Origin of the sequence: Gynuella sp. (assembly GCF_050297175.1) — a bacterium.
GTDB lineage: Bacteria > Pseudomonadota > Gammaproteobacteria > Pseudomonadales > Natronospirillaceae > Gynuella.
Window position 1 is genome coordinate 111,594 of sequence record NZ_JBNKSF010000008.1, and the last position, 12,912, is coordinate 124,505.

14 protein-coding genes are annotated in these 12,912 nt (G+C 44.4%); 10 read left to right on the top strand and 4 right to left on the bottom strand.

Going from position 1 to position 12,912, the window contains the following annotated elements; all coding sequences use genetic code 11:
- Positions 1–69: 69 nt before the first annotated feature.
- Positions 70–1,737, top strand: a complete 1,668-nt coding sequence (locus tag ACQY6I_RS03415; RefSeq protein WP_428240068.1) for a GMC family oxidoreductase — start codon at positions 70–72, stop codon at positions 1,735–1,737.
- Positions 1,738–1,752: 15 nt separating this feature from the next.
- Here ACQY6I_RS03415 and ACQY6I_RS03420 read toward each other — a convergent pair whose 3' ends face one another.
- A complete protein-coding gene (locus ACQY6I_RS03420) occupies positions 1,753–2,052 on the bottom strand; it encodes a helix-turn-helix domain-containing protein (RefSeq protein ID WP_428240069.1) in 300 nt (99 codons plus the stop codon).
- Between the two features lie 531 nt (positions 2,053–2,583).
- Here ACQY6I_RS03420 and ACQY6I_RS03425 point away from each other — a divergent pair.
- The gene (locus tag ACQY6I_RS03425; protein WP_211264641.1) at positions 2,584–2,811 is read left to right on the top strand and encodes a helix-turn-helix domain-containing protein; all 228 of its coding nucleotides are present in this window, start codon (positions 2,584–2,586) and stop codon (positions 2,809–2,811) included.
- 23 nt (positions 2,812–2,834) lie between these two features.
- Here ACQY6I_RS03425 and ACQY6I_RS03430 read toward each other — a convergent pair whose 3' ends face one another.
- Both ACQY6I_RS03430 and ACQY6I_RS03435 read right to left on the bottom strand, forming a co-directional pair.
- Positions 2,835–3,347: a HugZ family protein gene (locus ACQY6I_RS03430; protein WP_428240070.1), complete on the bottom strand. Its 513-nt coding sequence runs from the start codon at positions 3,345–3,347 to the stop codon at positions 2,835–2,837.
- 42 nt (positions 3,348–3,389) lie between these two features.
- Positions 3,390–5,276 (bottom strand): ATP-binding protein, encoded by a 1,887-nt coding sequence (locus ACQY6I_RS03435; protein WP_428240071.1) that lies wholly within the window; start codon positions 5,274–5,276, stop codon positions 3,390–3,392.
- 998 nt (positions 5,277–6,274) lie between these two features.
- Here ACQY6I_RS03435 and ACQY6I_RS03440 point away from each other — a divergent pair.
- On the top strand, positions 6,275–6,895 hold the full coding sequence (locus tag ACQY6I_RS03440; RefSeq protein WP_428240072.1) for a YigZ family protein: 621 nt from the start codon (positions 6,275–6,277) through the stop codon (positions 6,893–6,895).
- Between the two features lie 330 nt (positions 6,896–7,225).
- Here ACQY6I_RS03440 and ACQY6I_RS03445 read toward each other — a convergent pair whose 3' ends face one another.
- Positions 7,226–7,918, bottom strand: a complete 693-nt coding sequence (locus ACQY6I_RS03445; protein WP_428240073.1) for an SDR family oxidoreductase — start codon at positions 7,916–7,918, stop codon at positions 7,226–7,228.
- 146 nt (positions 7,919–8,064) lie between these two features.
- Between ACQY6I_RS03445 and ACQY6I_RS03450 the strand changes: the two genes are divergently transcribed.
- The 7 genes from ACQY6I_RS03450 to ACQY6I_RS03480 all read left to right on the top strand — a co-directional run.
- Positions 8,065–8,628: a hypothetical protein gene (locus tag ACQY6I_RS03450; RefSeq protein ID WP_428240074.1), complete on the top strand. Its 564-nt coding sequence runs from the start codon at positions 8,065–8,067 to the stop codon at positions 8,626–8,628.
- Between the two features lie 484 nt (positions 8,629–9,112).
- Positions 9,113–9,412, top strand: a complete 300-nt coding sequence (locus ACQY6I_RS03455; RefSeq protein WP_428240075.1) for a DUF3658 domain-containing protein — start codon at positions 9,113–9,115, stop codon at positions 9,410–9,412.
- A gap of 307 nt (positions 9,413–9,719) precedes the next feature.
- Positions 9,720–10,064, top strand: coding sequence for a hypothetical protein (locus ACQY6I_RS03460; RefSeq protein WP_428240076.1), 345 nt, complete (start codon positions 9,720–9,722; stop codon positions 10,062–10,064).
- Between the two features lie 69 nt (positions 10,065–10,133).
- Positions 10,134–10,574, top strand: coding sequence for a GNAT family N-acetyltransferase (locus ACQY6I_RS03465; protein ID WP_428240077.1), 441 nt, complete (start codon positions 10,134–10,136; stop codon positions 10,572–10,574).
- Between the two features lie 92 nt (positions 10,575–10,666).
- Entirely contained in the window at positions 10,667–11,023 is a 357-nt protein-coding gene (locus ACQY6I_RS03470) for a hypothetical protein (RefSeq protein ID WP_428240078.1), read from the top strand.
- 87 nt (positions 11,024–11,110) lie between these two features.
- The gene (locus tag ACQY6I_RS03475; protein ID WP_428240079.1) at positions 11,111–11,563 is read left to right on the top strand and encodes a hypothetical protein; all 453 of its coding nucleotides are present in this window, start codon (positions 11,111–11,113) and stop codon (positions 11,561–11,563) included.
- Positions 11,564–12,165: 602 nt separating this feature from the next.
- Positions 12,166–12,912, top strand: a 747-nt coding sequence (locus ACQY6I_RS03480) for a hypothetical protein (RefSeq protein WP_428240080.1), incomplete at its 3' end; no start/stop codon positions are given.

Genomic DNA, 12,912 nt, shown 5'->3' on the forward strand with positions numbered 1-12,912 from the left:
CTTACCGGCTGATACCATTGCGGTGAATTTTTAAATTTACAACAATGGCCGGAGCATTCAGCCTGGGATTTGAGCGGTATTCTCTTTAATCAAGGCATACTTGAAACAACACTGATAAGCTCGGCTGAAAAACAACAACAAGCCGATATGTCATTCGATTACATTATTGTTGGTGGTGGCTCAGCCGGATCCGTTCTGGCCGCCAGGTTGTCTGAAGATTCAGGATGCTCTGTATTACTGTTGGAAAGTGGAGGTCGAGGTAACAGTCCGCTGATAAACATACCATTGGGTATGGCTGTTACCGTTCCGACCCGCATTCATAACTGGGGCTTTCAAACGGTTCCGCAGGCTGCACTGAATCATCGGCAATGCTATCAACCCAGAGGTCATGCTTTGGGAGGTAGCAGTGCCATCAATGCAATGATCTATACCCGTGGCCATGCACACGACTATGATGAATGGGCCAGCCTGGGGCTGACTGATTTTGCCTGGTCCGAAGTATTGCCGTGGTTCAAACACAGTGAAGGCAATGAACGCTTGGGGGAACCCTGGCACGGAATCAATGGGCCACTTGCTGTGAGTGACCTCCGGTACCAGAACCCGGTTATCAATGCCTTTATCAATGCATCCCGGCAGTGTGGATATCCCATCAACGAGGACTTCAACGGCCATGAGCAGCTGGGCATTGGACGCTACCAGGTTACTCAGAGAGAAGGCACCCGATGCAGTGCCGCAAAAGCATTTTTGACACCTTGCCTGCAGCGTAAAAATCTAACCGTTCTGACTCGCACCATGGTCACCCGACTGCTGCCGGGCAACCATGGCATCAACTCTGTTGAGGTCGCTCTGCAACAAGGATCCAGCCAACGGTTTTCGGCCCGCAGGGAAGTTATTCTTTGTGGTGGTGCATTTCATTCTCCGCAGCTGCTGATGCTGTCCGGCATCGGTCCAAAAGAGGAGCTGGACCGTCATCATATCACTGTATTACTGGAGCAGAATCAGGTGGGTGCGAATCTGCAGGATCACCTTGACTACATCTCGGTATGGCGCAGTAGTGATTCGCATCTGGTCGGTTATGGTTTGCAGGGGCTAGCACGAATGGTCGCGGAACTGCCGGCTTATTTGCGTCATCGCAACGGCTTGTTCAGTTCAAATATTGCAGATGCCGGAGGCTTTATTAAAACCGATCCGGCGCTGGAGCGACCGGATATTCAATTGCATTTTTTACTCTCCATGGCGGACGACCATAACCGAAAACTTCATTACGGTCAGGGGTTCAGTCTTCACGCCTGTCTACTTCGGCCTTATTCACGTGGTACCGTGGGCCTTTATAATGCCGATCCAATGAGCGCACCAAAGATCGATCCAGCTTATCTCAGCGACGAACGCGACATCGACATTCTGCTAAAAGGTATCAAACTTAGCCGGAAAATAGTGTATCAGTCAGCCATGGATCAGCTGCGCGGCCGCGCTATGTTTATCCCAGACCATCCTGACGATGAAGTGCTGCTGAACTCAATACGGCAACGGGCCGAAAGCATTTATCATCCGGTTGGCACCTGTCGAATGGGAGTGGATGCTGACGCAGTGGTTGATCAGCGTTTTCGGGTCAAAGGCATAGAAGGATTGCGGGTCGTGGACGCCAGCGTTATGCCACTTCTACCAGGCGGTAATACCAATGCGCCAACCATCATGCTGGCAGAACGTGCTGCGGACTGGATCAAACATGGCAATTAGCCCCTCTCAGAGCGGCTAATTCGATTTATCCTGGTCTGAAGGTTCTGGCGATATCACATACTGTTTTTGTGCTTCTTTGATTTCCGGATTGATCTGACCAACCTCTGGAAACACTTTGTCGAACACCAGCCAAAATGAATATTCTGGAAATGCAGAACATATTGCATTGATATCAACCAACCGGGGTTGCCCTTGGCCGCTCAATAGATTTCTTAATCGGGTGTATTTCATTCCGGCTTTCAAGGCAAACTCTTCAGGTTTCATATTTTCCTGGTCCAGAACCTGACGCACTCGTTGTAAAAATTCTTCTTTCATGGATGATAATTCTTAAAAATAAGACATTTATATAATTTAATTGTTTTTAAACTTAATTTTAAAATATTAAAATCAAGGCTAAGCCAAAAATATGGTTTAGTGTGGCTCAGTGAGGTTCTAAAGGCAACCGATGACCAGAGAGGGATCTGTAATGATAAAACCAACAGGACAAGACGTTGCTATTCTCACTACAACTATCGCGGAAATAAGTCCACTCATTAGACGAACGATCTGTTTCGCACTGTGTTTTGTGGTGGGTCACCGCTACCAGAATTATTTTTACAGCTCTTATCGACTGGAGCGCTGTCGCTGTTGTGGTAGGGACATCATTGGCCGGAAAGCAATCGACCTGAAATTCCGACATTTCTTTAAACATCGTGTTTATCAGACGAAATGCCGTACCTGGTGTTATGAAATTTATTATGGCAAGAAGTTGTTCCGTCATGAGGAGGGCTTCCGCAATCAATCGGATGCCGTGCTGTTCCTAGACGTTGAATTGTCAAAATTGTTGGGTTCGTAAGGAGTCAATAAATGGAGACCAAACAATCGATCCGCCTGTCCGCTTTGCCACCGGTGATGTCTCAGGAACAGTTATCCCTTTTCATTGGTGTCACCCCAGCCACTGTTCGTGGCTGGGTGGAGCAAAGAACCATTCCCACAGTGAAGATCGGCCGGCAACGTTATATCAATACCATTAAACTGGCTGAAGATCTGTCATCCGGTAAAACCATCTTCACCAAAGGAGATTACAATGAATAACGAATATATGGCCAGAATCGTCATCAACGGGCAGATTTTTTGTCCTGCCCCATCAAATCATCCACTTCCGAAAGGTCATTGCCAGTCAAACTGAACGCCCGGCCAAATCCTTTTACATACTGCCCGTCTTTAACTTTCAGCCGGAATAATTCGAAATCAGCCAACGACGAAAGCTGCTTTGCAAATGGCCCGAAACGTTCAATCAGTGCGGCCATTCCTTCATCCCATGATGCGCTGCCACGTTCAATGGAATGAGCACTTACCTGATAAATAAGCCGCTTGCGGGCAAAAGGGTTATGGCATTGAGTCTCGTCTTCAATCAGCATAATCGACGACTCTGGCACTTCTTGCAGATTGCTACAATGGCGCGCCAGTTGACTGATCAATATATAAAATTGCTCTCCCATCACAGCAAAGGGAGCATAACTGACGTTCAGCTGCTTATGCTTGTCATGAGTCGCCAATTGCAAGCTGGTTCGTTTGGAAATAAATGTCCGAATTTCTGCAGACAGTTGTTCTGGATCGACATCAGTCATGATAGCACCTCCGCTAACAGTGATCGGCCAATCCAGTATAGTTCAGCTTTCCATTGATGTAACCGTTCTCTTGACTCGCTGAAGTGCCCGTTCGAGATCTACCATTCGTACAGGCTTCACCAGCACATCATTCATCCCACAAGACTTGAGATGCTGATGATTTTCCGCAACCGCATCAGCAGTATAGGCAATCACATAAGGCTCTGGTTTCAGATTCATCTGGCGCAGTCTGACAGTGGTTTCCCGACCATCCAATTCGGGCATATTGATATCCATCAGAATTGCGTCATAGGGCTGCATCTCCACAGCCTGGAGGGCTTCATAGCCATTACCCACAATTCGGACCACATGACCAAGCTTCTTCAGCATCATTTTCATTAACTGTTGATTGACTGCATTATCTTCAGCCAACAATATGGTCAGAGAGATTTCAAGATTATCCTTATCATCCTGTGAATCACGATTACCGTGCAGCTGTGTCGGTGTCGCCGGTATCTGAGTAACCAAGTTGAAAAAGAAAGTGGAGCCATCACCCGGAGAGCTGTGAACACGAATATCCCCTCCCATCGCATTCACCAAACGTTTACAGATGGCCAGACCCAATCCGGTTCCACCATAACGATGTTCAGAAGAACGGCTAACCTGAGTAAATGGCTGGAACAATCGCTGAACACCTTCGTCATCAATACCTATACCGGTATCCTGTACCTCAAACAGTAGTTCGATCTGCTGCTCCACTTCTTGATGAGTGCTGACCTTCAGAGCCACTTCCCCGACTTCAGTAAATTTGGCGGCATTTCCCAGCAGGTTAGTCAGCACCTGGCGCAGGTGTTTTTCATCCGCATGAATAAATTCCGGTACATCCTCATCGACTCTACAGATCAGACGAACTTCAGGCTGCTTGATCTGCGGGCGAATGATATCGAGCGTTGTCTGAATCATCGGTCGCAACGCGAACGTGGAAAAATCCAGCTCCAGTTTTCCCGATTCAATTTTTGCCAGATCCAGTACATCACTGACAATCATCACCAGAGACTGGGTACATGCCTGAACAATACCAAGATACTCACGCTGTTTAAGGTCAAGCATGGAATGCTCCAGTAACTCCGAAGCCCCCACAATGCCGTTGAGTGGCGTACGAATCTCATGGCTCATGATTGCCACAAACTCGCTCTTGGCATGATTCTCTGCCTCAGCCTTATCACGGGCTTTTTCCAGCTCCACTGCGTTAAGACGCAAACGATAAAGGTTATGGATTCGATGCAGATATAACGATACCAGAACACCAAAAGCGACAAACAAAAAGACCGCAAATCCAACCAACCCAAGCGCCTCAGAACGCAAGGACTGCTGATACTCTTTTAATGATACTTCAGCACCTGCAACATAAGGCGTACCGTCACGGGATCTCATCGGCACAAACACTGCGCGAAAATCCCCCCAGTGGTCAGAATATTCCACCCAGGTAATTTTCTGTGTATCAAAGGTATTAATTAATTCCGCACTGGCATCCGGATAGGGATCAAAGAAGCGGACATAAGTGCCATTCTGCAACTCTTCCTGAGACGCACTGGAAGAAACCAGGATAATCTGATCATCCCTTTTGATGACCGTATATATGAAGCTCAGTCCTAGCCGCTTGGCATAGTCTGACAAAGTCCGGATCGCAATCCAGTCTTCATTTTCGGTTTTAGAGGATTTACTGGTCAGGTGGTCATGATAATCATTACCAAGAGCGGCAGAGGCCATCAAGGCGCCGTGATATAACTTGTTGTTGATGTTTTCATCAATAATCGTTTTTGCCTGCCAATACAGGTACAGAATAAAAACCAGGCAGGAAACGATGTATCCGACCGTAAATAAAGCGAACTTCCATCGCCCTTTCAGATTCACCTGAAACATCCTGTTCGCATTTTCTGTTAACCACATTAGTAGCAGCCTATTGTTATTCGGGTCAATTCCACTAAATTCTGAAAATGATTACTCCTGCCACCTTGATACACGGGTACTGCGGCAATGATCAAGATACTGTCAATTCCATGCATCAGAATCTACTTGGCTGTTAAACACCAGATATACCCCAGTCAGCAATCACTCACAAGGATCTACCTAGCGATATCATCATACGAGTCCTTCATACTGTAACTGTAGATTTTATTCATTATAGAACCAGTATTGTGTTAGTTCTGCTTTAGATAATGTAGCTGATAGTAAACAGATCGCTCTCCAGACTTAGGAATACAAAGAGAGCAACCAGACATCTGCTTTGAGAGCAGATATGGTTTACCTTGAACAAAGAGCGGACACAGACACCTGCACAACCGTCAGCCATATCCGTAATGACACGAACAGATAGCTTTAAAAGCACCAGAGCACAAACTAAGTTAACCTTGGCCACTGTATAAGCCTGTATTGATCAGGTTTCGCCTGTAAGGAAGAGATTTTGGATACAGCAAAATTGCATACTAAGCAAAACACTTCCTGATACAGAGGACATCAACAGGCTTAGAGAACAACCGTCCAGCCTCACAGACAAACATATTGACTGTCTGCTTTTGGCCATGAAATCAGCCCGACTCCCACCTCATTTCTCACAGAAAGACTCAGGAGTGATTGTCAGCTGTGCCAACTGCTTTGCTCTATCCTTCTTTAGTAGGATTTATGGTGAATATATTTTCATGAAATATCAAAAACCGAGCACTCTTTTTCTTAGCATAAATTAGCGACTCTGAGGCCAACATAACTCCTATCAAAACAGCTTCAACTGTTACTGAATATAAGTCATGCAGATTTCTTCACCGAGCACTCGTTTCATTACCAAAAATTCAACTTAAAACTCTGCAGATACTGTACGCTTTACCATGTATTAGCATTGACGCGCTTCCAACCGCTATAATCGGCAACTTACCTTCCAATCTAGCCTGGCTATGACTGACCCATACTATAGAGTGCTATCTTCAGCAGTATCGATTGAATTCGAAGAAAAAAAGAGCCGGTTTCTGGGTTTTCTGTATCCAGCGCAGACACGCGAAATAGCCTTCTCACATTTGGACACTCTCAAACAAACCTATCCCGATGCCCGTCACCATTGCTGGGCTTATCTGTTTGGAGACCCAAACCAACCCAAAACCCAGGCATTCAATGACGATGGAGAACCATCGGGCACCGCTGGCAAACCCATACTTCATGTTCTTACCCAACGTGGCTGTGGAGACACAATGGCCATCGTCGTACGGTACTTTGGTGGCATAAAACTCGGCGCGGGTGGTTTGGTCAGGGCTTACTCATCGGCCGTCTCACAAGCCATTGATCAGGCCGACTTCACAGAGCGGCGACCATTAATACAACTACAACTAACCTTGCCATTCGCACTTGAATCCATCGTTCGTCGCCTGATAGACGACTACGACGGCAACATTCAGGAACTGGAATACAGCCACGAAGTGACATTGCGTATGCAACTTGAGAGTAACCGGCAACAGTCTTTCAGCACAGATATTCAGCAGTTATCTTCAGGAAGCGTCATTGTTAAAACATTAAATGACTGATACTCACTATCTTGGCACTTAGTCCAGCAGAACACATGACTTGTGGTTATTTGCTGTTGGGTTGATGAAGCGGGAGGTTCGAGAGTTTTTAATGCAACTACAGTTTTGATAGCGATGCGGACAACTTACTGACAGGACAAAAAAGCCAACCCATATCCCATCATGCTTAGCCGGAAGGCAGGCTTCTATTATTTTATATAAGTCCATTCAGACTCAAAAATTGCATGGAATCTGATGGATTTTACAGACACAGACAAATTAACTCAGCAAGAACTGCTTTTGCTAACCGGTAATTAACCCAAAAAACTACTCGGCAGCTGTTTGTTCAAATTACCAATCCAGCTCCTGACCATCATACTGCCAGAATCGACCGGTATGCTGCATCGAAAACGCGGTTATCACTTTGACCAAACCCGCTGATGACTCCTCAACACTGATATCCGCCCCCTCTCCCCCCATATCGGTTCTCACCCATCCTGGGTGCATAAGATAGACCCCGATATTCTTAGGCTTAAGCTCTAGCGCCAAACATTGCATGGATTTATTGAGCGCCGCCTTGGAACTTCTATAAGCAATCGAACCTGCACTCTTTCCTGCCAACGCTCCCATCTTGCTGGAAATCGAAACAATCTTTGCATTCTTACTCATGCTCAGGTTTGGCAATAACGCCAGTGCAATTCTCATCGGTGCGACAACATTAACCTGAAAAGTCTTTTCCCAGTCATCAAAATTCAAATCATCATGGGTTTGATGATCACCGCCAATAATACCGGCACTGTTAATCAGAATATCTATGCACCGGCCAGTTAGAGCAGAAGCAAGTTCATCAATCGAATGACGGTTTGTTAGCTCCAACACATAGACCTCTATCTTAGCACCCAATTTCGCTGCAAGCTCTGAAACCCGTTCCCTGGATGCATCGTCTCTGACTGTCCCGATTACGTTATATCCAAGGTGTACAAAATCCTCTGCGAGTCTGTAACCGATACCTCGACCAATACCTGTAATAAATACTGTCTCCATTATACCCCCTTACGAATAAAACCAGATTTTGAAACAACCAAAGTACAGTATCAGTCTTGTCTTTCCTTTGGCAAATATGAAAAGAGCTACTTTTATGAATAGAGCAATTACATTTTATTGTGATCTTTCTCTCGGGTTGTTCTGTAATGAGATATTCACCTGCTCTAGATAAAGAGCTAACAGAAAATGGAACTGAATTTCTATCGAAGCGCAATCTCACAAACAATTTTGAGAATGAGTTTAACGGTAGATTTATAGATTGGTATAAGTACAAAAATATTGATGACCCAAAAGGTGAGATTGAGATTATTGAAGTAGAGAAGCAGAACGATTATGAAGGGTTCCAGTGTTTCGAACCTACAATGTATATTCTTTCACTCGGTCTGATCCCAGCACACTGTGTGGGAAAATTTGAGCTTATCGTAAAATTTATGGAAGACGGGAAAGGAAAAGTTGTTACTAAGAAAATTAAGCAGATATCGATGGCAGGATGGTTTCCATTGTTTTTACTGCTTAGCCCAAATTGGGAATATGACTTAAGTACCAACCCATATGAAAGAATTTTTGTTGACATTATTAACACTGAAGCTGAAAGCTATAATCGGGCAACCGGTGGGGAGTATCTAGCCCCCACCCATAACACCCTGCATCTAGGCGTCGGACCAGTGCTCTGTACAGGGCGGGTAAAATTTAATCCATCCATCGCGTAGCGATACAAGTCCGGCATACTTCAAATAGGTTTTATTCAATGCCCGATTGATCCATGGTGCTTTCGAACTACACTATGCATACTTACTGGTACATCCAACAGCCGACTTTATCGGCACACCAAACGGATATTTGGCTATAGAAAGATTCGTTATCGTGGCTTGGCCAAGAATACGAACTGTTTGTATATGTTGTGTGCATTTGCCAATGTAATGAGGGTGAAATCTTTACTGGCTTAGTCCAATATGCGACTAAAGTCGGTGTATTCTGAACACCTCAAAGGCTGAAGGCAATTATAATAAGAAAATCAGAGAGGCTCTTGATCTATTTGAAATAAATGGATGTGATCATCTTTACGATGATTTCATTAAGATTTCTGAAAAAAATAAACAACTGGGGTTATTTTCTCAGTTAACAACCATATGCAATCGACACGATGAAGACGGCGCAACTGCTGTGACTGTTATATGTACGGGAGAGTACGGAGTGAATGATTCAGAATTTCCATTTGATTCAGAACTGACTCAAGAGCAATTGGAGTTAATATCCAAGCTATCTGATTCAGCAATTGAAGAAATTGATGCAGTATTATTGGCGCAGGTAGGTAAGCAACCACAAAAAGTTGCGATGGTAGTGGCTATGGCAATGAGTAAACTATCAAATAAAATAGAAGGCATCCCTGATATTTTCTATGCACAGAGAGTTGCTGAGATGGTAAATAAGGGGCTCCTTTTATCACAAGGCAATTTGCGCAGGATGCGACACAGTGAAGTTAAGGTGCCATAAAATCATTTACAAATTGCAGCACTCAGTCGGCGCGTATACAAAGCGTTAAATGTCAGAAGCATTATGCAAATAAACCAAATTACTAGATTTGAAAAAATAGAGATGGAGGGTCTCTTACAGTATCTTTTTTTAATCTACTGATTCCTGTGAGTCTTGAGTAATTTTTTCAATTGAGAGGGACATCGAAAAACTGAAATTTTGCGACCCTGTTTTGGTCAATAGAACTACGAGTATAGAGGCTAACTTAAGTTTGAATGCAGCAAAATATGGACATTAGATGTAATCTGGGCTCTTGGTAGAAATTGCAGTGAATTATAAATACCCAGAGGAGCTAGAGTTCTTTGATACAGGATTCGGCGTATATGACGAGAACGACCCCGGTGAAGGCTTATTTTCTTATATCTATATTTATGAAGGTGATAGTGAGTTTGTCGTTACTTATTCTCCATCCAGCAAAATATCATTTAGTGCCAAACTGATAACAAAAGGTATCATGGTATTTAATATCTACCAAGAGTATGTGTCGAAAATAGCTTTCCAAGCATGGAGTGATGAGAAAGTTATTCGGATATATTGCAATACCAAGAGCATAAATACTGAGTTTAGGCTGGATTATTTACCTCACCCGGGAATATATGTCGCAAACACCTAATAAGGCAGTCAACCTGACGGCTATTTCATCGCTTACCACACGTTATAACCCTAAAGTAGTTATGAAAATATGAAAATTTTAGAAGCCGAAAGTTCAGATATTCCTTTGCTTACCAAGTTAATGACTCAGTTTAACGTTGAAGAATCAATTGAACTTCCCGTTGAGGTAATGAAAAAAACTATAGAATTGTCTTTTTCCAATCGTAACTATATACAAACCTTCATCGCTTACGAGGGTAATTCGGTTGTCGGTTATATTCACATATGTTATTCGTTCAGTTTTGAATACCAAGGGTTGGAAGCGTCAATTGATGAGATATTTATTCTCAAAGAGTTTAGGGGGCTAGGGCTGGCCAAGGTTCTTTTTGACGATATTGAAAATGAAATTAAGTCGAGGGGCGCAGTGGCCATTAGGGCTGATGTATCAGACGATAAGCCATGGCTTGATGGTTTTTACAAAAAATTAGGTTTTTGTCAGGTAAGCTATAGACCGTACTACAAGCAGCTATGACAATTTGCTGTATTCATACCCAAATATGCGTCGTAAGCTTTTGGTTTGCTCCTTTGGGCAAGTAAGCAAGGCGTTAAGCTCCACGAGGAATCATGCCTAGGTCAAATTGGAAATTACATTTAGATTCATCGTCGGAAGAATCTGCCAAAAAAACAGTAAATCGATGCATCAAAGCGTTTGATCGCCCACCCATTGAGTCTTCACTCGAAAAATACTCCAAGGGTGGTTATATGGCCACCTTAGAATTTTTTCACAGTGACCAATATTCTTGGGCAGAGGTTGTTGTGGAGGTGATTGAGTTTGGTCAAAGGTTAGGTAATGGCTGGAGCATGTTTGGAAATATCAGCCACGAATCTAATGCAGTGCTAAGTAAAAATGTGGGTAACCATATTAGTGTCTTTGGGTTAGAGTGGGCAGAATGGCAGGTACTAAATGAGCCTCAAGCTTAGCAAGTCAATCAACTCCGCGCCTTCGGCGCCGGACAGCGTACACTGTACTTCGCTCCGTTACAGCCCCCGGTTATTGAGGCGTTAAATATGAAAATACTCAGTGTGGCACTTCCAATTCTAATCTCCACCTTTGCCATGGCTGAGGAGTGTGTCTTTGATGAGAAGGTGTTTCATGATTTTGCCAGGCTTTATGTTGATGGGCATGAAGGAGCCAGCCTTGAAGGACCTGGTAAATTTACCGCATCACTCAATGATCTCATGGTTTTTGTCGAGGGTGGTGGTTGCGCTCATCTTGGTGCAACTGTCCAGGTGCAAGGGCAAAGAGGTATTTCTGAGTCCCAGCTATTGGATCTTGTCCTCATGCTCTATACAGAGTTCGGACAATGGCTGGCGGGGGCTGAAAGCTTGAGCGAATCAATTCACGAATCCAGGTGGAGCCGCTATGAAGGCGTTTACTACTTCCAAGTAGACTCCCTAACAAGTTTGGAGGCTTGGTTAAGTGAAAATGGCGATTTGATGGTAAGCTTTTATGTTAACTAGGGAAATATTTAACAAAGCCATCATGCTGTGACGAAACAGCTTGGCTTGCGCTCATTCTTCGTTCATTTCAGCCAAACGTTTCCGCAACTCTATTCCCGTTTGCCGGTATTCTGCGTTAGCCCATGCCAGAGGGTTTGCCATTTAAATAAGAAGACTATCTGGAGTTACTGGATTGGACAGAACATCTCCAGCATCAGAATAAATGAAACTCTTTTGATGAAAACACGTACTCATTCTGAGCCGCCTGAACATCAATCCAAAAAACTGGTTACACAGCTCCCTATACTTTGAACGTTCGCTTCCTGGCTTTGCCGGAAAGCTGGACTCGGTAACAGAAGCTTGCGTCCGGTCAGGGCATCAACGGCGACCATCGATGAATTTTTGTTTGACTTGATTTTCTCCTTATCACAAACGCTGCCGGACACCAGGAATTGAAGGCAATCACTCGCCTGCGACAGCCTGTTTAGGGGAAGCTGACCGGGCGACTTTAGCTGAGATCCAAGCAACACTCTGATTTTAGAAAAAACCAAAACGGTTTGGGGTATTGAAATTGTTTTTTTAGCTTTCTTTTTTGTATGCCTGTCTTAATGGTTATGAGGCGTTTGACACAATTGGCTCTGACCAAAGAAGTTGCTACGATGCCAGCCATGAAAACAACACTTGATCACCTCCCCCTCGATAAGCAAGATCAGCTGCGCCATGCGGTTGATATCATTGTGCAAGCCGTTCAACCCTGCATGCTGATTTTATTCGGCAGCTATGCCCGTGGTGACTGGGTGGACCATCTGGAAGAGGATCGCGTCCATTACCGCTATCAAAGCGATATGGATATTCTTGCCATTACCAAAAACAAGGTACAGGCCCGCAAAGTTGAGTTTAAAACGTCCCTGAGCAACCGTTTGATGCGGGAAGTCAAAACGCCGGTCAGCCTGATTGCGGAAGAGATTTACTTTGTGAATGCCCAGTTAGCCAAAGGCCAGTATTTCTATGTCGATATCTACCGCGAGGGCATCCTGTTGCACGATACCGGCAAGCTGGAGCTGGTAGAGCCAAAAGAACTGCCTCTGCCTGAGCGAAAAATAGAGGCGCAAAAGCATTTTGATCATTGGCTAAAGGCTGCAAAAGAAGACTTAATGATGTATGAGGCAGCTACTGAGAGAAAACTGCACAACAAGGCAGCTTTTTCGTTGCATCAGGTTACAGAGCGTCTGTATTCCATGATTCTGCTGGTGTTTACCCATTACAAACCCAAACTCCATGATCTTGAAAAGCTACGCACCTTAACCGGAAGCATAGAACCGGAGTTCTTATCTGTATTTCCGCAAAACACGCCCTTTGAGCAAAACTGC

What these genes read in the sequence shown, in the direction of transcription:
- ACQY6I_RS03420 (WP_428240069.1), bottom strand. Translation starts at nt 2,052, where the DNA reads ATGAAAGAAGAATTTTTACAACGAGTGCGTCAGGTTCTGGACCAGGAA.
- ACQY6I_RS03425 (WP_211264641.1), top strand. Translation starts at nt 2,584, where the DNA reads ATGGAGACCAAACAATCGATCCGCCTGTCCGCTTTGCCACCGGTGATG.
- ACQY6I_RS03430 (WP_428240070.1), bottom strand. Translation starts at nt 3,347, where the DNA reads ATGACTGATGTCGATCCAGAACAACTGTCTGCAGAAATTCGGACATTT.
- ACQY6I_RS03465 (WP_428240077.1), top strand. Translation starts at nt 10,134, where the DNA reads ATGAAAATTTTAGAAGCCGAAAGTTCAGATATTCCTTTGCTTACCAAG.
- ACQY6I_RS03435 (WP_428240071.1), bottom strand. Translation starts at nt 5,276, where the DNA reads ATGTGGTTAACAGAAAATGCGAACAGGATGTTTCAGGTGAATCTGAAA.
- ACQY6I_RS03475 (WP_428240079.1), top strand. Translation starts at nt 11,111, where the DNA reads ATGAAAATACTCAGTGTGGCACTTCCAATTCTAATCTCCACCTTTGCC.
- ACQY6I_RS03445 (WP_428240073.1), bottom strand. Translation starts at nt 7,918, where the DNA reads ATGGAGACAGTATTTATTACAGGTATTGGTCGAGGTATCGGTTACAGA.
- ACQY6I_RS03450 (WP_428240074.1), top strand. Translation starts at nt 8,065, where the DNA reads ATGAGATATTCACCTGCTCTAGATAAAGAGCTAACAGAAAATGGAACT.
- ACQY6I_RS03470 (WP_428240078.1), top strand. Translation starts at nt 10,667, where the DNA reads ATGCCTAGGTCAAATTGGAAATTACATTTAGATTCATCGTCGGAAGAA.
- ACQY6I_RS03440 (WP_428240072.1), top strand. Translation starts at nt 6,275, where the DNA reads ATGACTGACCCATACTATAGAGTGCTATCTTCAGCAGTATCGATTGAA.